We start from the raw sequence: 20,746 nt of genomic DNA, 5'->3' as shown, positions 1-20,746 counted from the left end.
AATGGGATAAGGAACCTATGGAAAGCAAAATGTGGATGGTTCGTGGTGATGCAGGCAGGCTCTATGATCATTTTCGTGACGAAAGCGTTGTCGCCATTGGCTGGTCACCGCTTGCCCCTTACGTCAAACCCGGACTTTCCCGCGATCGGCTGCTGGCCATTTACCTCGAGCATGAACCGCAGGTTAAACTGGGTACGGCGCGTTCCGGCAGATCGCAAATCTGGCGCTTTATCAATGAAATCCGCCAGGGCGACTGGGTTATCACCTATTCGCCAGCCAACCGTACCTATCTGTCAGGTCAGGTCATTTCAGATTTTGAGTATCACTCGGAGTGGCTTGAACGGGGAATGAGCATGACCCGCCGGGTAAAGTGGAATACTGAAGAGATCAATCGCGACGACTTAAGCACCGCGACGAAAAACCCGCTTGGTTCTACGCTAACGGTCTTCCAGCTGCCTGAATATGCCGTAAAAGAACTGTTATATGGCGATCGGGCCGCGGCGGTTATTCCCCCACAGCCCCCTGAAGTGATTGATGATGAAGAGGTTATTTCCGATCCGTTACGCGATATGGAAATGGTCGCTTTTGAAGGAATTAAGGATCGTATCAATCGCCTGGACTGGGATGAAATGCAGCACCTGGTCGCGGGCGTTTTACGCAGCATGGGCTACAAAACCCAGGTTTCACCCGCAGGAGCCGATCGCGGCAAGGATATCATCGCTTCCCCGGATGGATTCGGTTTTGAAAATCCCCGAATTATTGTTGAAGTCAAACACCGCCGTGAGCAAATGAGCAGTCATCAGATCCGCAGCTTTATTGGCGGCCGCCATAAAGACGATCGCGGGCTGTATGTCAGCACCGGCGGTTTTTCCAAAGATGCGCGCTATGAAGCCGATCGTTCAACGATCCCGCTAACGCTGTGGACGCTGGACGACCTGGTACGTGCTCTACTGGAAAACTATGAACTGGTCGATATCGAAACTAAACTACTGGTTCCGCTAAAACGAACCTATTTACCCGCATAAGTTTCTTTGCCGCCCGGATGTCGCCCTGTAACGAAAAGTGCGACATCCGGGCGTTTTTGCCCGCCGCAACCTCACCCCATCAAGCTCACCTGTGCCGCGACAATGCGCCAGCCGACGGGCAGTTTGACCCAGGTCTGCTGCTGGCGGCCGATCTTCTCGCTACCCACACGGGTAAACTCGGTGCTACAGACGGCGAAATCATCGCCGAAGGTGGTGATGACCGTATTCTGTAAACGGCGGTTTAACCCGGCTGACGGGCGGGCGGCACGAAAGGCGCGTATTGCCTCAATGCCGTACAGATTTTCTCCGGCCCCGAGGCGCACGGTACGCTCATCGTGCCAGAACAGTTCATCCAGAACGGCAATATCGTTACTGACCAGCGCCTGTTCATAGCGATAAAACGCCGCTGTGACCTCGGCCACGGTCGCCGGCTGGTTAATGGCTTCATTTTTCATCTTTTATTCTCCCCTGTTTACCGGCAAGGCCTGGGCAATACCCAGCTGCTCCAGTACGCCCGCCACGCGAAGACAGGCTTCTTCTTTAAACGGCGCGGCGATCAGCTGTAAACCGATGGGCATACCACTTGCGGTGCGCAGCGGCACGGTAGTGACCGGCAGGCCAAGGAAGGAGATGGGCTGCGTCAGCATACCCATGCTGGCGCGTACCGGCAGGTCGCAGCCGTTAATGCGCATAGTTTCCTGGCCAATCAGCGTGGCGCTGGTGGGGGTGGCCGGGGCGATCAGCACATCCACATCCTTAAATAAAGGCAGCACCTGCTGCTGGAAATGGCGGCGGAAGCGCTGTGCCTGCACGTACCAGGCGGCGGGGATCATCGCTCCGGCCAGCAGGCGCTCACGTGACAGCGGCTCAAAGCGTTCCGCCGCGTGACGCAGTTCGGGCAGATAGTGGTTGCCGCCTTCTGACGCGGTGATAATAAACGCGGCGGATCGTGCCAGCTCCGCCTGCGGCAGCACGATCTCTTCGCAGGCGTCCAGCGCCCGTGCCGCGCTGGCCACCGCCGCGCGGGCATCGTCATCGCACCACTGCTGAAACCAGCCGCCGAGCACCCCGCAGCGTAATCCTTCCAGCCCGGCATCCAGCAGCGGCGTGACCGGCTGCACCGCCTTATCGGCCTGGAAGCTGTCGCTGGCATCGCGCCCCTGCAACACATCATAAACCTGAGCAAGATCGCTAACGCGGCGGGCAAACGGGCCGATATGGTCAAGGCTGGCGACAAACGGATGGGTGCCGGAGCGCGACAGGCGGCCAAAGGTCGGCTTCAGGCCGAAGATGCCGCACAGCGAGGCCGGCACGCGGATCGAGCCGTTGGTATCCGATCCGAGGGAGAAATGCACCAGCCCGGCGGCAACGGCGGCGGCCGAACCGCCGGATGATCCACCGGCAATACGTGCCGTATCGTGCGGGTTGCGCGTGGCGCCATAATGACTGTTTTCGGTGGTAAAACCGTAGGCGTAGGCATCCATATTCAGCATGCCGGACAGCAGGCCACCGCTGGCGGCCAGCTTATCTATTGCCCAGGCATCATGCGCCGCCGCCGGACGATCGCTGAACAGGCTGGCCCCCGCCAGGGTGCTATGCCCGGCGACATCAAACAGATTTTTCACCGCGTAGGGCACCGCCGCCAGCGCCGGTAACGGCTGGCCTTGACGTTGACGCTCATCCAGGCGATCGGCCTCGCGCAGCATGCGATCTTCAGTGATCCCGGTCCAGGCGTTAAGCCGTGGGTTAGCCTGCTCAATGGCGGCCAGCGTCTGACTTGCTATTTCGCGTGCGCTCAGTTCGCCCGCCGCCAGCGCGCGTTTTAGCTCGCTAATCGATAATGATGCCAGATTCATGCTTTATACACTCCCGCCACTTCCAGCCTGGCGTCCAGCGGGAACGCCATCAGCGGCCCGGCCATCGCGGCAATACGGCTAAACTGGATCAGCAGTTCGGCGCGGCGCGTGTCATCCAGTTCCAGCGCCAGGATCTGCTCCATCTGTGCCACATACACTGCCCAGTCGGGTTTCGTTTGTTTCATCATCTTCTCCCGTTAAAAACCGGCCGCGCTGCCGTTGCTGCGCGGATCGAAAGCGCCTTCGAGCATGCCGTTGTTATGGCGAACGATGGCACCGGCATGGCCAACCGCCTCGCTGAAGTCGGGCAGTATCTCCGTTTCGTGCCCCAGCGCCCGCAGCGCGGCGACGGTTTGGGGTGAAAAACGGCCTTCCAGCTTCAGTGAGTCCGAGGACTGTCCCCAGGTACGCCCCAGCAGCCAGCGCGGGGCGCTAACCGCCTGCTGCAACGGCATGCCCTGCACAACGTGACGGGTAAACAGCGCGGCCTGGGTTTGCGGCTGACCGTCGCCCCCCATCGAACCGTACACCATGGTGCGGCCATCGTTGAGACGTGCCGCCGCCGGATTGAGCGTGTGGAAAGGCTGTTTGCCCGGAGCCAGCGCTAACAGGCTGTCAGGGTCGAGGCTGAACGCCGCGCCGCGATTTTGCCAGGTGATCCCGCTGCCGGGAACCACTACGCCGCTGCCGAACTCATGATAGATGCTCTGAATAAAGGAAACCGCCAGTCCGCTGCTGTCCATCACCCCCATCCAGACCGTATCGCCCGGCCCCTTGCCGCTGCCCCACGGGGCGGCCTGTTCGACGTTAATCTGGGATGCCAGCCGGGCTAAACTCTCGTCATCGAGCAGATCCTGCATCTCTGCGCGCATATGGCGCGGATCGGTGATGTAGCGGTCGCGCAGACCAAACGCCAGCTTGGTGGCCTCGACGATGCGATGAATGGTTTGCGCCTCATCGGCCTCGGCCATATCCAGCCGATCGGTAATGCCGAGTATAGCCAGCGACACCAGGCCCTGGGTCGGCGGGGGCATATTGTAAATATCACCGTGCTGATGGCGAACGTGCAGCGGCTTAACGCGTTTCGCCCGCTGTGCGTTGAGGTCTTGCAGGGTTATCGGCATGCCAAGCCGGGATAGTTCATCCGCCAGCCTGTGTGCCAGCGGGCCTCGATAGAAGCTCTCCAGCCCGGCTTCCGCCAGATGGATCAAGGTGCTGGCCAGTTCGGGCTGGATGAAGCGGCTACCGGGAGAGGGAACGCCGCCATGCGGAAGAAAGGTGGCGGCAAAACCGGGCTGTTGGCACAGCTCGGCGTATTTGCTGGCGGTGGCGGCGGACTGGGATGCGGTGACCGGAATACCGTCGGCGGCATAGCGGATAGCATCGGCCAGCAGGCGCGGCAGCGGTTGCCGTGGGCCGCCCAGCTCGCGGGAAATCTCCAGCGCCAGCGACCAGCCGCTCACCGTGCCGGGTACGGTCAGCGCCGCCCGTGGGCCGCGGTGGGGAATGGTTTTACTGCCCCGGTAGAATGCGGGGGTAGCCAGGGAGCCCGCCGCGCCGCTGGCATCAATGGCGATGGGATCGGCACCCGGCGGCACAATCAGCCAGAAGCCATCCCCGCCCAGCCCGTTCATATGCGGATAGACCACGGCGATGCTGGCCGCAGCGGCGACCATCGCTTCAATGGCGTTGCCGCCTTCACGTAAAATCCCCAGCGCCGTTTCGCTGGCAAGGTGGTGGGGCGTGACGGCCATCCCCAGCGGAGCCATATTGCTTTGATTCATGCCATTACTCGTCAATCGGATAACTGATTGGCTTATTCAAGCAAGAGTTGTTCCAGTTTGTCGTACGATGGGGCATTACCGGCATAAACAGGTGAGCTCATTGCCGTTTTGATAAAAAAGCGTTGAGTGACAAGCAGGTATAGGGGCTGTTTTCATCGCTATATAGGTAGCTGCCTGCAAGAAAACCGCTCTGGTAAGTCCCTATCCCTCAACAGGTTTAAACTTTACCCGGTTGCCGCGGGTTGAAATCGGTTTATGCGTCGGTACATCTGGCAATTTAATAACCTCATTGTCGACTGCTGTATTTCCATTGCTGACTTCAGGATGACTTGATATTTTTTCGGCTATCTCCTCCCTTCTTTTATTCTCTGATTTCATTATATGTTCTATTTTATCATTCATTTTCTTATTTATTTCCTCATTCAATTTATCATTATGATGATAGACTTCTTTTAGCACTGAGTTTGTATCCCGAACAACAGCGTTTGCGGCATTTAATAAAATTAAGCCATCAATTTCCTCCATTTGTTGCTGGTTTTCACTTTTTAGTTTTGTCAGTTTTTCTATGTTATTCTCCACCTGTTTACTGATGTGAGGCGTTGCCAGATACTTGTTAATCTCATCTTCTATTTTTGTCATGCAGGATCCCATTTTAGTTGATAACAGATGTGGATTCGCCTCGGCCGCAGAGATGATGGTTTTAGTTAAAGTGTATTTATCTTCTAAATATTTCTTCTCAAGAACGAACACCTTCTGCGTGAGTCTTTCGATTATGGCCGTCATTTTTTTAGGACTGTATCCATTTTGCTCACATGTATTGTTGGAGAGCATTCGCTTCGCTGATGACAACTCGCTCCTGGCATGACATAAAAATTCTTTTGTTTTATTCGGAGTTGAATGGTCAAAACCCCGTTCAAACATAAATAAAACCTTTTTCCTGAAATCAAGTGAGCTATGACTAAACATTTCTTTTGAAAGTTTATACAACTTTTCTTCGGAATCATCTGTGTTAGTTGTTTCTTTTTTTAATATTTCATTCTGTTTTTCGATCCCGGCGCTGTATATGCTATCGGCTCTATTATGGTAGGCGTATGAAATTTTCGACTTTAACTCATGATGTTTCTCCGCTTTTTTGCTCAGAACTTTTTCAAAAGACTTCGGTATGTTATCGACGTTTTTTATTTTATCGAGAATACTATGGAATGTTTTACTTGAAATATTACCCCTTGTGAGACTTTTGAGGTGAATGTTAATAATGTCTTTATTAATAAAATTTACTTGCATTTCAATTCCCCTTGTTGAGGGGGGCAAGTTTAGATAAAAGTATTTTTTTTTGTATCAAAAAACGATAAAAAAGAAGGCAGTATTCAGCTGCTGTCATTGGCACATCGCCCCCCAAAACGGTCTTAGCGGACAAAATTTACGTTTTCCAAACTCCCCGATACAGGCAGGCACATAATTTGTATATCATCGCTATGATGAAACAAACGTTACAGGACAAACCTGATGAAGCAGCTTGATGAACGCCTGCGCAGCCATTACCCACAGCTTTCGCCACAGGAGCAGCGCGTTGCCGATTTTGCCTTCGACCATTTTGACGATTTGATCGGCTACAACAGCGCCGAGCTGGCACGTCTGAGCGGGGTTTCTAAAGCAACGGTCAGCCGCCTGTTTAAACGCTTAGGCTATGAAAAATATAAGGATATGCGTGACGAGTTGCGGACTCTACGCCAGAGCGGCATGCCCCTGACCGATAACCGCGATGCGGTACAGGGCAATACCCTGCTGGCGCGTCACTATAAGCAGGAGATGGCTAACCTCACGCAGTGGGTGAACGGGCTGGACAGCGCTCAGTTTGCTGAGGTGGTGCAGGCGTTGGCAGACAGCAAACGCATATTTATCATTGGCATGCGCAATGCCTATCCGGTGGCACTCCATCTGCGGCAGCAGCTGTTACAGGCGCGCCAGCAGGTGCAGGTGCTACCACAGCCGGGGCAAACGCTGTCTGAAGAGCTGGTGGATCTGACGCCGGAGGACATGGTGGTGGTGATGGCCTTCCGCCGCCGTCCGCGTATTATCCGCCCGCTGCTGCAACAGCTGCAACAGCAGGGCATTCCTACGCTGGCGCTGTGCGAGCCGCAGGCGCGGGCGGTGATTGCCCTCGCGCGCTGGCAGCTGTGTGCGCCGCTCGACAGCGTATCCGCCTTTGACAGCTATGCCGCCGCTAACAGCCTGACTAACCTGTTAGCCAATGCGTTACTGCATCATCTGCTCAGCGACGGGCGGCAGCGCATTCATCGTATCGCCGATCTTTACGGCCAGCTGGACGAGCTGGAACAACGCTGATGGGGCACCAGCGTGGTGCTTTGCATTGTTTTGGTGCGTGAGCGTCCGCATTTTTTCGGGCTATTTTCCTGCTTTCAGCGCTGACATTACGGCGCGTCACGGGTGCTATCTCCTTCTGTTATCGTCAGGAATGCTATTGAATCACCAGGTTAGGTTCCGCCTGATGAAAATAACGCAGCGCATATCGTGATGGCACATTAGTTGCAATTAAGTTCTTTAAGAATCTTTCGTTTCATGGTTTATTTATCGGGGAAGAAAAATGAAAAAAGGCTTAATGGCATTACTGACCGCCGCGCTGCTGCTCTCTCAAATGACGATGGTGCACGCCGACCAGCTACAGGACATTGAAAAACGCGGCGTTCTTCGCGTTGCCGTGCCGCAGGACTTCCCGCCGTTTGGCTCTGTGGGTACCGATTTGCAGCCGCAGGGCTATGACATTGATATGGCAAACTACCTGGCGCGCCAGATGAAACTAAAATTGCAGCTGGTGCCGGTTACCAGCGCCAACCGCGTGCCTTACCTGCAAACCGATAAGGTCGATCTGGTGATCTCCAGCCTCGGCAAGAACCCGGAGCGCGAGAAAGTGATTGATTTCAGCCGGGCCTATGCGCCGTTCTTCCTCGGCGTGTTTGGCCCGCAGCAGGGAACGCTGAAAAACGCCGCCGAACTCAGCGGCAAATCCGTCGGCGTGACCCGCGGTGCGGTGGAAGATATGGTACTGACCAGCGTGGCGCCAAAAGACGCGCAGGTAAAACGTTACGAAGACAATAACACCACGCTTTCCGCCTACCTTTCCGGCCAGGTGCAGTATATTGCCACCGGTAACCTGGTCGTCGCGGCGATGGCGCGCCAGAACGCGGCTAAAGCGCCGCTGTCGCAGTTTACGCTGAAAGATTCGCCGTGCTTTATCGGCCTGAAGAAAGGCGAGCCGGCGCTGAAAGCCAAAGTGGACGCGCTGATTGATCGGGCGATAAAAGACAAAACCCTGAACCGCCTTGCCGAACAGTGGTTGAAGGCACCGCTGCCGAACGACCTCGGCGCGTAGGGGTAAACCGATGATGGGGCAACTGAATTTTCCGGCGCTGTGGCCTTACTGGCCGGAGCTGGTTTCCGGACTGTGGGTCACCATTCAGCTGACGGTGATGGTGACGACGGGCGGCGTGGCGCTGGGGATACTTGGCGCGGCGTTGCGCAGCGGCAGACCTTCGCTACTCAGTCGCGCCTGGGGCGTCTATGTCGAGCTGATCCGCAATACGCCGTTTGTGGTGCAGCTGTTCTTTATCGTCTTCGGCTTGCCCAATCTGGGGCTGAAGCTGACGGCGGGGGAGGCGGCGCTGCTGGCGATGCTGATTAACCTGGGGGCCTACAGCACCGAAATTATCCGTGCGGGCATTCAGGTCACGCCGAAAGGGCAGTGGGAAGCCGGCAGGGTGCTCGGACTGACGCGCCGACAGACCTTTATGCGCGTGGTGCTGCCTCCGGCGCTGAAACGTATTTATCCGGCGCTGGTCAGTCAGTGCATTATCGTGATGCTCGGCTCATCGGTGGTGTCACAGGTCTCTTATGAAGAGCTGACCTTTGCCGCTAACCTGATCCAGTCTCGCACCTTTTTGAGTTTTGAAGTCTACCTGGTGACCACGCTGATGTATCTGGCGCTGTCGATTGCCATGCGCCAGCTGCTGCTGGCGGCAGGCCGTAAATGGTTTGGAGAGCAGCCCTGATGAACACCTTTACCGACTGGGACATTCTGCGCAACCTGCTGTTGGCTGCCCGCTGGACCGTCGCACTGTCCGTGACGGCGTTTTTTGGCGGCACGCTGGTGGCCTTGCCGCTGGTGAGACTGCGTCTGGCAGGCCGCGTGTGGCCGAACCGCATTATCCGTGCTTACGTCGAGCTGTTTCAGGGGACGCCGCTGCTGATGCAGCTGTTTCTCGCCTTCTTTGGCGTGGCGCTGTTCGGCATCGATCTCTCGCCCTGGGCCGCCGCCGCGCTGGCGCTAACCTGCTACACCAGCGCTTTTCTGGTGGATATCTGGTTCGGCAGCATCAGGGCGTTGCCAAAAGGGCAGTGGGAAGCCTGTCGCTGTCTCGGTCTTAGCACCGGCCAGACGCTGTTTCGCGTGGTGCTGCCGCAGGCGCTGCGTATTGGCATCGCCCCAACCGTTGGCTTTGCCGTACAGGTGGTGAAAGGCACGGCGCTGGCCTCGATTATCGGTTTTATTGAACTGACGAAAGCGGGCACCATCCTCAATAACGTGACCTACCAGCCATTTAAGGTTTTCGGGTTAGTCGCTCTCGGCTATTTCCTGATGTGTTATCCGCTGTCGCGCTACAGCCAGTATCTGGAGAAGAAATTCAATGCCGCTCATCACCATTAATCAGGTGCAGAAATACTATGGCGATAACCACGTACTGAAGGGCGTGGATCTTGATGTCGACATGGGTGAGGTGATCTCAATCATTGGCCGCAGCGGTTCGGGAAAGAGTACCCTGCTGCGCTGTATTAACGGCCTGGAAGGCTATCAGGAAGGCAGCATCAAACTCGGCGGCATGACCATTACCGACCGCGACAGCCAGGCGCGGGAAATCAGCCGCTCGGTAGGAATGGTGTTCCAGAACTTCAATCTGTTCCCGCATATGACCGCGCTGGAAAACGTGATGCTGGCGCCACGCCGGGTGCTGAAAAAAAGCGAGAAGGCCTGTCGCGAGCTGGCCATCGCCATGCTGGAAAAGGTCGGCCTTGGCGACCGTATCGACTACTATCCGGCCAGCCTGTCGGGCGGCCAGCAGCAGCGCGTGGCCATCGCCCGTGCGCTGGCGATGTCACCTAAGGTGCTGCTGTGTGATGAGATCACCTCCGCTCTTGACCCGGAGCTGGTCGGTGAAGTGCTGAAGGTGCTGGAACAGCTGGCCCAGGAAGGCATGACGCTGATCCTCGTCACCCACGAAATGAATTTCGCGCGCGAAGTGGGCGACCGCGTGGTGTTTATGCACCAGGGGCGCGTATGGGAGCAGGGCGACAGCCGAACGGTATTTGCTTCGCCTCAAACCACTGAACTGAAACAATTTATCTCCTCGGTGCGCGGTCTGAACTAAGCGCGCCGCGACTGACAAGAAGGACTGAACGCATGGACTTATCAAACTATTCGCCAATCAATCCGCCGCAGCGCCTGCTGATGGGGCCGGGGCCGATTAACGCCGATCCGCGCGTGCTGCGCGCCATGTCGAGCCAGCTGCTTGGCCAGTACGATCCGGCGATGACCCAGTATATGAATGAGGTGATGGCGCTGTATCGTGCGGTATTCCGCACTGAAAACCGCTGGACGCTGCTTGTCGACGGCACCTCACGCGCCGGCATTGAGTCTATTCTGCTCTCCGCCATCCGCCCCGGCGATAAGGTGCTGGTGCCGGTATTCGGCCGTTTCGGCCATCTGCTGTGCGAAATTGCCCGCCGCTGCCGTGCCGAGGTGCACACCATTGAGGTGCCCTGGGGTGAAGTGTTTACCCCGGACCGCATCGAGGATGCGATTAAGCGCGTGAAGCCGCGCCTGCTGTTGACGGTGCAGGGCGACACCTCCACGACCATGCTGCAACCGCTGGAAGAACTGGGGGCGATCTGTCGCCAATATGGCGTGCTGTTCTATACCGATGCCACCGCCTCGCTGGCCGGTAACGTGCTGGAAACCGATGGCTGGGGGCTGGATGCGGTGTCGGTCGGGATGCAGAAATGCCTCGGCGGCCCGTCCGGGACATCCCCGATCACGCTCAGCCCGGCAATGGAAGCGGCCATCCGCCAGCGCAAATGTGTGGAGGCCGGGATCCGCACTGCGGCTCACCAGGACGGTGAGGACGAAATGATCTACTCCAACTATTTCGATCTCGGCATGATCATGGATTACTGGGGGCCGGAACGCCTTAATCATCATACCGAAGCCACCAGCGCGCTGTACGGCGCGCGCGAATGCGCCCGCCTGATCCTGGAAGAAGGGCTGGATAACGGCATCGCCCGCCATAAGCTGCACGGTGACGCCATGCTGAAAGGCATACAGGGCATGGGGCTGGAAACCTTCGGCGACCTGAAACATAAAATGAATAACGTGCTTGGCGTGATGATCCCGGCCGGTATTGATGGCGAGCAGGTGCGCCAGCTGATGCTGGAAGATTTCGGCATTGAAATCGGCACCTCATTCGGCCCGCTGGTTGGCAAGGTCTGGCGTATTGGCACCATGGGCTACAACGCGCGCAAAGACTGCGTGATGCTGACGCTAAGCGCGCTGGAGTCGGTGCTGACCCATCTTGGTTTCCGCACCATGCAGGGGGCTGCGCTACAGGCCGCCTGGGACCACTATCGCGGGAGCTGCTGATGAGCGACTGCCTGATGAATGCCCCGATGGCGGCGGCGGCGGCCGATCGCGTGATGGCCCGCTGCGATGCGCTGGCAGAAATCAGTGAAACTCCGCAATACCTGACCCGCGTTTATCTGTCGCCGGAGCATCTGCGCGCCAATGCGCTGGTCGCTAAGTGGATGCAGGCGGCGGGGATGCAGGTGTGGCAGGACGGCGTGGGCAATATCTGTGGCCGCTATGAAGGGCAGCGGCCGGATGCGAAGGCGCTGCTGCTGGGCTCTCATCTCGATACCGTGCGCAACGCCGGGCGCTACGACGGCATGCTTGGCGTGCTGGCGGCGATTGAAGCCGTGCAGTTTCTGCACGATCGCGGTGAACGGCTGCCGCTGGCGATTGAGATTATCGGTTTTGCCGACGAAGAGGGCACGCGTTTTGGCATTACCCTGCTCGGCAGCCGGGGTCTGACCGGAACCTGGCCGGAAAGCTGGGTGACGCACCCGGACGGTAACAGCATTACCGTGGCGCAGGCGATGAAGGATTGCGGGCTAAATGCCGGGCGCATCTGGCAGGCGGCGCGTGACGTCGAGGATTTTGTCGCCTACCTTGAGCTGCATATTGAGCAGGGCCCGGTGCTGGAGCAGGAGCAGCTGGCGCTGGGCGTGGTGACGGCGATCAACGGCGCGCGTCGCCTCAACTGCCGCTTTGTCGGCGAGGCCGGGCATGCCGGTACGGTACCGATGAGCCACCGTAAAGACGCGCTGGCCGCCGCCGCCGAGTGGATGATGTTTATTGAACGGCGCACCCCGCAGCACGACCCGCAGCTGGTGGCAACGGTCGGCACGTTGCAGTGCCAGCCCGGCGCGGTCAACGTGATCCCCGGAGAGGTCGCTCTGACCCTCGACGTGCGTGGCCCACAGGATCAGGCGCTGGGGGAACTGCTTTCCGAGCTGCTTTCCCACGCTGAGGCCATTGCCCAACGGCGCGGCCTCAGTTTCAGCGCGGACGAATACTACCAGATCCCGGCCACGCGCTGCGATGAGGCGCTGCAAAGCGCCCTGACGCGCGCGGTGACGGCGGTGCAGGGGCGCAGCCTGTCGCTGCCGAGCGGCGCGGGGCACGATGCGATTGCCATTGCGGAGCGCTGGCCGGTGGGCATGCTGTTTGTGCGCTGCGATCGCGGTATCAGCCATCATCCGGCCGAGTCGGTGGCGGTGGCGGATGTGGCAAAAGCACTCCAGGCCTGGGTGCAGGTGGTGAGTGAGGTGGCGGGAAAATGAATCTGGACGAGTTTAATCAGGCCAGCGCCGCCGAAGCGCAGCAGGCGATTGCCCACTGTGTCGCTCTGCCGGACTGGATCGCCTCGCTGGTGGCGGCGCGCCCCTGGCGTTCGCTGGATGCGCTGCTGGTCGTTGCTGACGGCCTGGCGCAAAGGTGGGACGGTGTGGCGCTTTCCCGGGCGCTATCCGCGCATCCGCGTATTGGCGAACGTGCGGCGGGTGCTGGCAAAGAGGCGCAGCTGTCTCGCCAGGAACAGGGCGAGGTGAATGAAGCGGATGCATTGCTGACGCAGGCGCTGGCGGCGTGCAATGCCGCCTACGAACGGCGTTTTGGCCGGGTGTTTTTGATCCGCGCCAAAGGGCGCAGCGGCGAGCAAATGCTGGCTGAGCTGCAACGTCGTCTGCAAAACGAGGCGCCGCAGGAGCAGCGGGAAGCTCTCCATCAGCTGCGCGAAATCACCTTATTACGCCTGAAGGAGACTTTTCTGTGAGCACCATCAGTACGCATATTCTTGATACCGCGCTGGGAAAACCGGCCGCCGGGGTCGCCATCCGGCTTGAGCAGAAGAACGCTGACGACTGGCTGCCGCTGGCACAGGGCGTGACCAACGCCGACGGCCGTCTGGGCGATCTGACGCCGCAGGCGCTGGCCGCCGGGCACTACCGTCTGACGGCGGCGATTGGCGATTACTTTGCCGCCGGAGGGCGTGATGCACTGTATGTCACGGCGCAAATTGATTTCGCTATCGCGGCACACGGCGGCCATTACCACTTACCTTTTTTGATCTCCCCCTGGTCCTGGTCAACCTACCGCGGCAGCTGATCGGGCGATAAACCAACAGAAGGCAGCAACCTATGAGCGTCAGGCCAGAAGATACGCGTTATCCGGCAGGCAAAGCTTTTGCCTGGGGTTTGCAACATGTACTGACTATGTACGGCGGCATTATTGCCCCGCCGTTGATTATTGGCGCCGCCGCCGGGCTGAATGCCAGCCAGCTGGGCATGCTGGTGACCGCCGCGCTGTTTGTCAGCGGCTGCGCCACGCTGCTCCAGGCGCTGGGCCTGCCGGGATTCGGTGCGCGCCTGCCGCTGGTGCAGGGCGTCTCTTTTGCCGGTGTGGCCACCATGGTCACGCTGGTGACCGGCGGCGGCGGTTTGCCGGTGGTGTTTGGCGCGATTATCGCCTCGTCGCTGATCGGCCTGCTGATCGCGCCGCTGTTTGCCCATATTATTCGCTTCTTCCCGCCGCTGGTGACCGGCACGGTGATCGCCGTGATCGGCCTGTCGCTGATGCCGGTCGCGGCACGCTGGGCGATGGGGGGCAGCCCGCAGTTACCCGGCTGGGGATCGCCTCATCATATTGGCCTGGCGGCGCTGACGCTGGCGCTGGTGCTGCTATTTAACCGCGTGGGCAGTGCGGCAATTAAACGGCTGGCAGTACTGCTGGCGATGGCGGTAGGAACGGTGATTGCGCTGTTCACCGGCCAGGCCGACTTTAGTGCGGTGGCACAGGGGCAATGGCTGGCGCTGCCGGGCATGCTGAACTTTGGCATGCCGGTATTTGACGTGGCGGCGATTGTGTCGATGACGCTGATCGTACTGGTGCTGCTGACGGAAACCACCGCAGGCCTGCTCGCCGTTAGCGACATTATTGGCAGCGAGGTGGACGGCAAGCGCATTACCCGTGGGCTGCGTGCCGATATGTTGACCAGCGCGCTGGCCCCGTTGTTTAACTCCTTCCCGCAGAGTGCGTTTGCCCAGAATATCGGGCTGGTGGCGATGACCGGGGTAAAAAGCCGTTTTGTCGTGGCGGCGGGGGGCGTGATCCTGGTGCTGCTCGGCTTTTTCCCGCTACTCGGACGCGTGGTGGCCGCAATCCCGATGCCGGTGCTCGGCGGGGCTGGCGTGGTGCTGTTTGGCACCGTGGCGGCCAGCGGTATCCGCACGCTGGCGAAGGTCGACTATAAGGACAATATGAATCTGGTGATTGTCGCCACGTCGATTGCTTTCGGCATGATCCCGATCGTGATGCCGTCGTTCTACGATCAGTTCCCCGGCTGGGTTCGCACCATCTTCCATTCCGGTATCAGCGCGGCCTGCCTGGTGTCGGTGACGCTGAACCTGCTGTTTAATCGGGTAAAAGCCCCGCATGCCGAAAAGGTGATTACTCCGGCAGGCTAAAGCGGTCGGCATCGCGCCATGCCGGGAAGCGCGTGCGGTAGTCGCGCAACGCGTCCAGCGAGAGGTCGGCGTCGAGGCGCGCGGGCTGATGGGCTTCTCCGGCCGCCAGCATCTCACCCTGTGGGCTGATAATGCGGCTGTCGCCGCTGTACTGATGCCCGTTACCGTCGCTGCCGACGCGGTTGCATCCGGCGATGTACGCCTGGTTCTCAATCGCCCGCGCCTGCAACAATACCTGCCAGTGCAGCGCGCGTGCGGCCGGCCAGTTGGCCACGTACAGCGCTAAGTCGTAGTCATTCTGATTACGCGAGAACACCGGAAAGCGCAGGTCGTAACACACCTGGGGTAAAATTCGCCAGCCGCGCCAGGTGACGATCTCACGGCGGCTGCCCGCCAGATAGTGCTGATGCTCACCCGCCATGCGGAACAGGTGGCGCTTGTCGTAGTGATGCACAGTACCCGCAGGCTCCACCAGAAAGAAACGGTTCACCGCGCCGTGTTCTGTGCGGATGGCCGCGCTGCCGGCGATCATGGCATCCGCCGCCCGTGCCTTTTCCCGTAACCAGGCAACCACCTCTGGCTGTGGCAGCGAACGTTCAGCGGCTTCCATCGCAAAACCGCTGGTAAACATCTCCGGCAGCACGATCAGGTCACGCCGGTGGATATCCGCCAGCAGCCCGTCGAAAAAGCGCAGATTCGCCGCGCCGTCCATCCATACCAGCGGCTGCTGTAATACGCTCAGTTTTAAAGTTGACACAGGCGCTCCGCGGCGGCATCCAGCGTGGCTTCCCGTTTGGCGAAGCACAGGCGGATAAGTTTATGCGGGAAGGCGTCAGCGCAGAAGACCGACAGCGGAATGGCCGCCACGCCGGCTTCTTTCGTCAGCCACTGGCAGAACGCCACGTCGTCCAGGCTGGAGATGGCGCTGTAGTCCGCCAACAGGAAATAGGTGCCTTCACAGGGCAGCAGCTTGAAACGGCTGCGCGCCAGCGCCTGCACGAAGCGGTCACGGCGCGCGCGGTAGAATTCCGGCAGTTGGCGGTAGTGCGCCGGTTCCTGCTCCAGCATATCGGCAATCGCCAGCTGTGCCGGGGTATTCACCGAAAAGGTCAGGTATTGATGCACCTTACGCACTTCGCTGCTTATCGCGGCAGGCGCCACGCAGTAACCCACTTTCCAGCCGGTCATATGAAAGGTTTTGCCGAAAGAGGAAACGGCGACAGCGCGCTGGCGCAGCTGTTGATGCGCCAGTACGCTGGCGTGGCCGTTGGCGTCAAAGCAGATATGTTCATACACTTCGTCGCTAAGCACGTAGATCTGCTGGTCGGCAATCGCCTGCCACAGGGCGTTAAAATCGCTCTGCTGCCAGACGGTGGCCGAAGGATTGTGCGGCGTATTGAGGATAACCAGCCGGGTGCGCGGTGACAGCAGCGCCTTAAAGGCCTGCCAGTCGACGCGGAATGCCGGCGGTTGCAACGCGATGCGCTTCAGCACGCCGCCTGCCAGCGTCACGGCTGGCGCATAGCTGTCGTAGCTCGGGTCAAAACAGATCACCTCGTCGCCCGCGCGAACCAGCGCGGTAATGGCGGCGAACAGCGCTTCGGTTGCCCCGGCGGTCACGGTGATCTCGCTGTTGGCATCCGGCTTATAGCCATACAGTTCGGCGGTTTTTTTCGCTATGGCTTCACGCAGAGCGGGCACGCCGGTCATCGGCGCGTACTGGTTAGCCCCCTGGCCAACATGATGCGCCAGACGCTGTTGCAGGTAGTGCGGGCCGTCAAAGTCCGGAAAGCCCTGCGACAGGTTAATGGCGTTATGCTGCTGCGCGAGCGCGCTCATCTGGCTGAAAATAGTGGTTCCCAGCGCGGGCAGTTTGCTCTCTGGGGTGAACGACGTCTGGCTCATCTGTAGTAACCCTTGTGCAATGCGGTAATTGGGGGAAGGTCGGTGTTGCTGGCAATATAACACGGTGGCAGTAAACAGGCTTAAATCTATGAGGTATATGGATATTACTGGATTAAATATTTTCTGGTCTTACCCATACTGCACTATTTACCAGGCCGATGCAGACAAGAGCCAGGGAGACAGGCTCTTCTCAATATGATGTTGAATGGATATGACCGTGGTTATATACTGAACAAGTGAATCACAATACGTGATAAGGAGCAACGTATGACACAGAAGCACGAAGCGGGAACAGGCGAAAAACCTCGCCAGACACTGCGCCGCAATGCTGACCACAAGGCTCGGCTCACTGCAGCTTCGGCCATTCTTGCAGCCAAAATGGAAGAGAAGCGACAACAATGGGATGCAAAATAAGCCGATCGCAAGCGCTGGCAGAAGTGATAAGTCAGTTCGCTTTTACCGCTCTCCCCATTGAAGAATTTGAGCAGTACAAACGGGAATGCCTTGATTATTATGATATTCCCGCTCCTCCTATCCATATTCAGTTGCAGCACCCTGCGCATATCGACACTATAGGTCGCGACAAGCTTATGGAGCGCCCCCCGACGGCCAGAGCCGAAGATTTGCACCATGTACATATCTGGCAGGAGGGCTGCTGTTGGGAAGATGAACATGGACTCAAGGTTCAATGGGCCTCAACAAGCGACAGCTACGTGGTTTATTCCTACTTTATTGATCGCGACAAAGACCATCACTTCTATGTCATTGACTACTGTCAGGATGCAGCTCACGCCCTGATTGAGGACAGATGTCAAATTTTAGCCTGGATAGAGCAGGCTAAAAAATTCAGATTACAAAACATTTAAATTGTCATTCGCCAGCCGTTTATTTTTGCTTTCCGGGCCAGGCTATCTCTTATCTGTAACAAACCCCCGCTGGCGGTAAGCGTTGTTCTACCTGCTCTCCCTTATCCCAACTCAATAATTCTCCCTTCATTTCACCACCACAGGGTGATAGTATTTGGCAATCAAGACGCTTAGACGTCTATATCTGTTGGGGTTCGCGCTGCTGCGAACGCTTTAGCCTGAATCGAAGGGAACGGCATGACGCAATGCGCACAGCTAGATCAATTGGTTGCCGCCTGTCACTGGATTGGTGAACGCGGCTGGGCCCCGGCGACCGGCGGCAATATGTCGCTGCGCCAGGATGAGCAAACCTGCCTGCTAAGCACCTCCGGCAAAGACAAAGGCAGCCTGACGCCCGATGACTTTATTCAGGTGGAGATTGCCACTCATCGCGTGCCGTCCGGTCGTAAACCCTCGGCGGAAACCGGCCTGCATACCTTAATCTATCGTCTGTTCCCTGACGCCGGAGCGGTGCTGCATACCCATACGGTGAACTCGACCGTGCTGTCGCGGGTAGAGCAGGGCGCGGCGCTGGTTCTACAGGGTTACGAAATGCAGAAGACGCTGTCCGGGCAACATTCGCACCTTGACCGCGTAGCCATAGCCCTGTTCGATAACGACCAGGATATTGACGCGCTGGCACGGCGTATTGAGCGGTTTGCCGCCGCACAGCCACTGCGCTACGGCTTTCTGCTGCGCGGTCACGGGCTGACCTGCTGGGGCAAAGACGTGAATGAAGCACGCCGCCACCTTGAAGGGCTGGAGTTTCTGTTCCAGTGTGAATTACAACGCCGTCTGTTGGAGAAACTATGATCCGCGCCATCGTCACCGATATTGAAGGCACCACCAGCGATATCCGCTTTGTACATAATGTGCTGTTCCCTTACGCCCGCGAAAATTTGCCGTCCTTTATCATCGGTAACCAGCAGCAGCCCGCGGTGGCGCAGGCTCTCGACCAGCTGCGGGCGGAGGTTGAGCGCCCGGAGGCAACGGTGCAGGAGCTTATCGACGTGCTGTTTGGCTTTATGGATGAAGATCGTAAGTCCACCGCGCTGAAGGCGTTACAAGGGATGGTCTGGCGTGACGGCTATCTCAACGGCAGTTTTACCGGCCATCTTTATCCGGATGTGCTGCCCGCCTTACGGCGCTGGCAGCAGCAGGGGCTGGCGCTGTATGTTTATTCCTCCGGCTCGGTGGCGGCGCAGAAATTACTGTTTGGCTACAGCGATGCCGGTGATATCACCGGGCTGTTCAGCGGCTACTTTGATACCCATATGGGTGCCAAACGTGAGGTGGATGCCTATCGCAATATCGCCAGCCAGATTGGCCTGCCCGCAGAGCAGCTGCTGTTTTTGTCCGATATCCACGAGGAGCTGGACGCCGCACGCGATGCGGGTTGGCATACCGTGCAGTTAATACGCGGCGCGGCGGATAACGCAAGCCGTCATCGTCAGGTCACCGATTTTGATCGGATTAACCAGGAGCTGTTGAACTCATGAGTGCACTGACTATTTTTACCGAGAGTGAAGCGACTACCCCGGTGTGGTACAGCATGGATGCGGCGGAAATGGCTGAAAAGCTGGGCAGCAAAGGGGTGCGCTTTGAACGCTGGCAGGCCGACCGCGACCTGGGGGATAACCCTGATCCAGAAACGGTGATCGGCGCTTATCAGCATGCTATCGATCGTCTGGTGGCGGAGAAAGGCTACCAGAGCTGGGATGTGATCAGCATGCGTGCCGACAATCCGCAGAAAGAGGCGCTGCGCAGCAAGTTTCTCTCTGAACATACTCATGGAGAAGACGAAGTGCGCTTCTTTGTTGAAGGGGCAGGGCTGTTCTGCCTGCATCTCGACGGGCATATTTTTCAGGTATTGTGTGAAAAAAATGACCTGATCTCGGTTCCGGCAGGCACGCCGCACTGGTTTGATATGGGATCCTCACCGCACTTCACCGCCATCCGCATCTTCGACAATCAGGAGGGTTGGATCGCCAAATTTACCGGTGACCCGATTGCAGACGGCTATCCGCGCCTGCCTTAAACGGGATAAAACGCGGGGCAGCCGCGATCTATACGCTTGCCCCGGTTGATTACCCCTGATGAAGCGGTAAAAACTCACCCGCCGTCACCTGTTCTGGCGTCACCACGCCGCTATCCAATACCCAGCCGCTAATCAGCGAGGCGGGCGTAACGTCAAACGCCGGGTTGTATACCGCCGCGTTTTCCGGTGCCCAGTGTACGCTGCCAAAACTGCCGCTGACGCCGGTCACCTCAGCGGCTGTCCGCTGCTCAATCGGGATGGCGTCACCGTTCGGACAGGCCCGATCCAGCGTGGTATGCGGGGCCGCCACATAGAATGGAATGTTGTGATAATGCGCCAGCACCGCCAGGCTGTAGGTGCCGATTTTATTCGCCACGTCGCCGTTCGCCGCGATCCGATCCGCGCCCATCCAGACTGCGTCCACCTCACCGCGCGCCATCAGGCTGGCGGCCATCGAGTCGCAGATTAACCGGTAGGGTACGCCCAGTTCGCCCAGTTCCCAGGCCGTCAGGCGGCCGCCCTGCAACAGCGGACGGGTTTCATCGACCCAAACGCTGGCAACGTTGCCCTGCTGCCAGCCGCGTGCAATGACGCCCAGCGCCGTGCCAACGCCCGCCGTGGCGAGCCCTCCGGTATTGCAGTGGGTCAGCAGGCGGCTGCCTGGGGCGATCAGCGCGCTGCCCGCGGCGGCGATGCGCTCACACAGCGCCTTATCTTCGTCGATCAGGCGCAGCGCCTCTGTGCTCATGGCGCTGACAACGTCGTTTTGCGCCAGCGCCAGCTTCATGCGGTCAAGGTTATTCATCAGATTCACCGCCGTTGGGCGCGCGGCGCGCAGCACTTCCAGCGCGTCGGCCAGCGCGGCTTTTGCCATGCCGTTTTCCGCCAGCAGCGCCAGCAGCAGGCTGGCAGACAGGCCGATCAGCGGCGCTCCGCGCACGCGCAGTGCCTTAATATGGCCGACCAGTTCATTGACATCGGGCGTTGGGCACCAGATTTTCTGCTGCGGCAGCGCCTGCTGGTCGAGGATCCAAAGCTGGTTGTCACGTATCCGTAAGCTGGTGGTGCTGAGTGTTTGCATCGA

The 20,746-nt window shown here is 58.5% G+C and carries 24 protein-coding genes; 16 read left to right on the top strand and 8 right to left on the bottom strand.

Going from position 1 to position 20,746, the window contains the following annotated elements; genetic code table 11:
* Positions 1–17: 17 nt before the first annotated feature.
* Positions 18–1,025 (top strand): restriction endonuclease, encoded by a 1,008-nt coding sequence (locus tag ETA_RS14295; protein WP_193345517.1) that lies wholly within the window; start codon positions 18–20, stop codon positions 1,023–1,025.
* Positions 1,026–1,096: 71 nt separating this feature from the next.
* Here ETA_RS14295 and hpxZ read toward each other — a convergent pair whose 3' ends face one another.
* From hpxZ to ETA_RS14270, 5 genes are all read right to left on the bottom strand, one after another.
* On the bottom strand, positions 1,097–1,480 hold the full coding sequence (gene hpxZ / locus ETA_RS14290) for an oxalurate catabolism protein HpxZ (RefSeq protein ID WP_012442338.1): 384 nt from the start codon (positions 1,478–1,480) through the stop codon (positions 1,097–1,099).
* A gap of 3 nt (positions 1,481–1,483) precedes the next feature.
* Positions 1,484–2,881 (bottom strand): AtzE family amidohydrolase, encoded by a 1,398-nt coding sequence (locus tag ETA_RS14285; protein WP_012442337.1) that lies wholly within the window; start codon positions 2,879–2,881, stop codon positions 1,484–1,486.
* Positions 2,878–3,066: an oxalurate catabolism protein HpxX gene (gene hpxX, locus ETA_RS14280; RefSeq protein ID WP_012442336.1), complete on the bottom strand. Its 189-nt coding sequence runs from the start codon at positions 3,064–3,066 to the stop codon at positions 2,878–2,880. The genes ETA_RS14285 and hpxX overlap by 4 nt, the downstream gene beginning before the upstream one ends.
* 12 nt (positions 3,067–3,078) lie before the next feature.
* On the bottom strand, positions 3,079–4,665 hold the full coding sequence (locus ETA_RS14275; protein ID WP_012442335.1) for a gamma-glutamyltransferase family protein: 1,587 nt from the start codon (positions 4,663–4,665) through the stop codon (positions 3,079–3,081).
* Positions 4,666–4,866: 201 nt separating this feature from the next.
* Positions 4,867–5,949 carry a hypothetical protein gene (locus ETA_RS14270; protein WP_042959078.1) on the bottom strand — a complete coding sequence of 361 codons (1,083 nt, stop codon included), beginning with the start codon at positions 5,947–5,949 and terminating at the stop codon, positions 4,867–4,869.
* Between the two features lie 222 nt (positions 5,950–6,171).
* On the opposite strand from ETA_RS14270, the gene hpxU reads away from it, so the two are divergent.
* From hpxU to ETA_RS14220, 10 genes are all read left to right on the top strand, one after another.
* Positions 6,172–7,011: a MurR/RpiR family transcriptional regulator HpxU gene (hpxU, locus tag ETA_RS14265; RefSeq protein WP_012442333.1), complete on the top strand. Its 840-nt coding sequence runs from the start codon at positions 6,172–6,174 to the stop codon at positions 7,009–7,011.
* Between the two features lie 259 nt (positions 7,012–7,270).
* Positions 7,271–8,056 (top strand): transporter substrate-binding domain-containing protein, encoded by a 786-nt coding sequence (locus ETA_RS14260; RefSeq protein ID WP_012442332.1) that lies wholly within the window; start codon positions 7,271–7,273, stop codon positions 8,054–8,056.
* A gap of 10 nt (positions 8,057–8,066) precedes the next feature.
* Positions 8,067–8,732 carry an amino acid ABC transporter permease gene (locus ETA_RS14255; protein ID WP_012442331.1) on the top strand — a complete coding sequence of 222 codons (666 nt, stop codon included), beginning with the start codon at positions 8,067–8,069 and terminating at the stop codon, positions 8,730–8,732.
* Entirely contained in the window at positions 8,732–9,388 is a 657-nt protein-coding gene (locus tag ETA_RS14250; protein WP_012442330.1) for an amino acid ABC transporter permease, read from the top strand. The genes ETA_RS14255 and ETA_RS14250 overlap by 1 nt, the downstream gene beginning before the upstream one ends.
* Positions 9,369–10,106 (top strand): amino acid ABC transporter ATP-binding protein, encoded by a 738-nt coding sequence (locus tag ETA_RS14245; RefSeq protein WP_012442329.1) that lies wholly within the window; start codon positions 9,369–9,371, stop codon positions 10,104–10,106. Before ETA_RS14250 ends, ETA_RS14245 begins: the two co-directional genes overlap by 20 nt.
* Positions 10,107–10,138: 32 nt before the next feature.
* Positions 10,139–11,374 carry a pyridoxal-phosphate-dependent aminotransferase family protein gene (locus tag ETA_RS14240; RefSeq protein ID WP_012442328.1) on the top strand — a complete coding sequence of 412 codons (1,236 nt, stop codon included), beginning with the start codon at positions 10,139–10,141 and terminating at the stop codon, positions 11,372–11,374.
* Complete coding sequence (gene hpxK / locus ETA_RS14235; protein ID WP_012442327.1) at positions 11,374–12,633, top strand: allantoate amidohydrolase; 1,260 nt, start codon at positions 11,374–11,376, stop codon at positions 12,631–12,633. The genes ETA_RS14240 and hpxK overlap by 1 nt, the downstream gene beginning before the upstream one ends.
* Complete coding sequence (gene uraD, locus ETA_RS14230) at positions 12,630–13,124, top strand: 2-oxo-4-hydroxy-4-carboxy-5-ureidoimidazoline decarboxylase (protein ID WP_012442326.1); 495 nt, start codon at positions 12,630–12,632, stop codon at positions 13,122–13,124. The genes hpxK and uraD overlap by 4 nt, the downstream gene beginning before the upstream one ends.
* Entirely contained in the window at positions 13,121–13,456 is a 336-nt protein-coding gene (gene uraH, locus ETA_RS14225; protein WP_012442325.1) for a hydroxyisourate hydrolase, read from the top strand. Before uraD ends, uraH begins: the two co-directional genes overlap by 4 nt.
* A gap of 32 nt (positions 13,457–13,488) precedes the next feature.
* Positions 13,489–14,814 carry a nucleobase:cation symporter-2 family protein gene (locus ETA_RS14220; protein ID WP_012442324.1) on the top strand — a complete coding sequence of 442 codons (1,326 nt, stop codon included), beginning with the start codon at positions 13,489–13,491 and terminating at the stop codon, positions 14,812–14,814.
* Here ETA_RS14220 and ETA_RS14215 read toward each other — a convergent pair.
* Both ETA_RS14215 and ETA_RS14210 read right to left on the bottom strand, forming a co-directional pair.
* Positions 14,798–15,571, bottom strand: a complete 774-nt coding sequence (locus ETA_RS14215) for an amidohydrolase (RefSeq protein WP_012442323.1) — start codon at positions 15,569–15,571, stop codon at positions 14,798–14,800. The genes ETA_RS14220 and ETA_RS14215 overlap by 17 nt on opposite strands.
* Complete coding sequence (locus tag ETA_RS14210; protein WP_012442322.1) at positions 15,559–16,719, bottom strand: pyridoxal phosphate-dependent aminotransferase; 1,161 nt, start codon at positions 16,717–16,719, stop codon at positions 15,559–15,561. The genes ETA_RS14215 and ETA_RS14210 overlap by 13 nt, the downstream gene beginning before the upstream one ends.
* A 267-nt stretch (positions 16,720–16,986) precedes the next feature.
* On the opposite strand from ETA_RS14210, the gene ETA_RS20185 reads away from it, so the two are divergent.
* The 5 genes from ETA_RS20185 to ETA_RS14190 all read left to right on the top strand — a co-directional run bounded on the left by ETA_RS20185 (position 16,987) and on the right by ETA_RS14190 (position 19,662).
* Positions 16,987–17,133: a hypothetical protein gene (locus ETA_RS20185; RefSeq protein ID WP_167310306.1), complete on the top strand. Its 147-nt coding sequence runs from the start codon at positions 16,987–16,989 to the stop codon at positions 17,131–17,133.
* Positions 17,118–17,585, top strand: coding sequence for a type II toxin-antitoxin system YafO family toxin (locus ETA_RS14205; RefSeq protein ID WP_012442321.1), 468 nt, complete (start codon positions 17,118–17,120; stop codon positions 17,583–17,585). Before ETA_RS20185 ends, ETA_RS14205 begins: the two co-directional genes overlap by 16 nt.
* Before the next feature lie 237 nt (positions 17,586–17,822).
* Positions 17,823–18,437 carry a methylthioribulose 1-phosphate dehydratase gene (locus tag ETA_RS14200; protein WP_012442320.1) on the top strand — a complete coding sequence of 205 codons (615 nt, stop codon included), beginning with the start codon at positions 17,823–17,825 and terminating at the stop codon, positions 18,435–18,437.
* Entirely contained in the window at positions 18,434–19,123 is a 690-nt protein-coding gene (gene mtnC, locus ETA_RS14195) for an acireductone synthase (protein WP_012442319.1), read from the top strand. Before ETA_RS14200 ends, mtnC begins: the two co-directional genes overlap by 4 nt.
* Entirely contained in the window at positions 19,120–19,662 is a 543-nt protein-coding gene (locus tag ETA_RS14190) for a 1,2-dihydroxy-3-keto-5-methylthiopentene dioxygenase (RefSeq protein ID WP_012442318.1), read from the top strand. Before mtnC ends, ETA_RS14190 begins: the two co-directional genes overlap by 4 nt.
* A gap of 49 nt (positions 19,663–19,711) precedes the next feature.
* On the opposite strand, the gene mtnA is transcribed toward ETA_RS14190, so the two are convergent.
* Positions 19,712–20,743 carry an S-methyl-5-thioribose-1-phosphate isomerase gene (gene mtnA / locus ETA_RS14185; RefSeq protein ID WP_012442317.1) on the bottom strand — a complete coding sequence of 344 codons (1,032 nt, stop codon included), beginning with the start codon at positions 20,741–20,743 and terminating at the stop codon, positions 19,712–19,714.
* Between the last annotated feature and the right edge of the window lie 3 nt (positions 20,744–20,746).

Source organism: Erwinia tasmaniensis Et1/99 (assembly GCF_000026185.1).
GTDB classification, from domain to species: Bacteria; Pseudomonadota; Gammaproteobacteria; order Enterobacterales; family Enterobacteriaceae; genus Erwinia; species Erwinia tasmaniensis.
The sequence above is the reverse complement of the archived record's forward strand: the minus strand, read 5'-3'. Positions and strand labels throughout refer to the sequence as shown.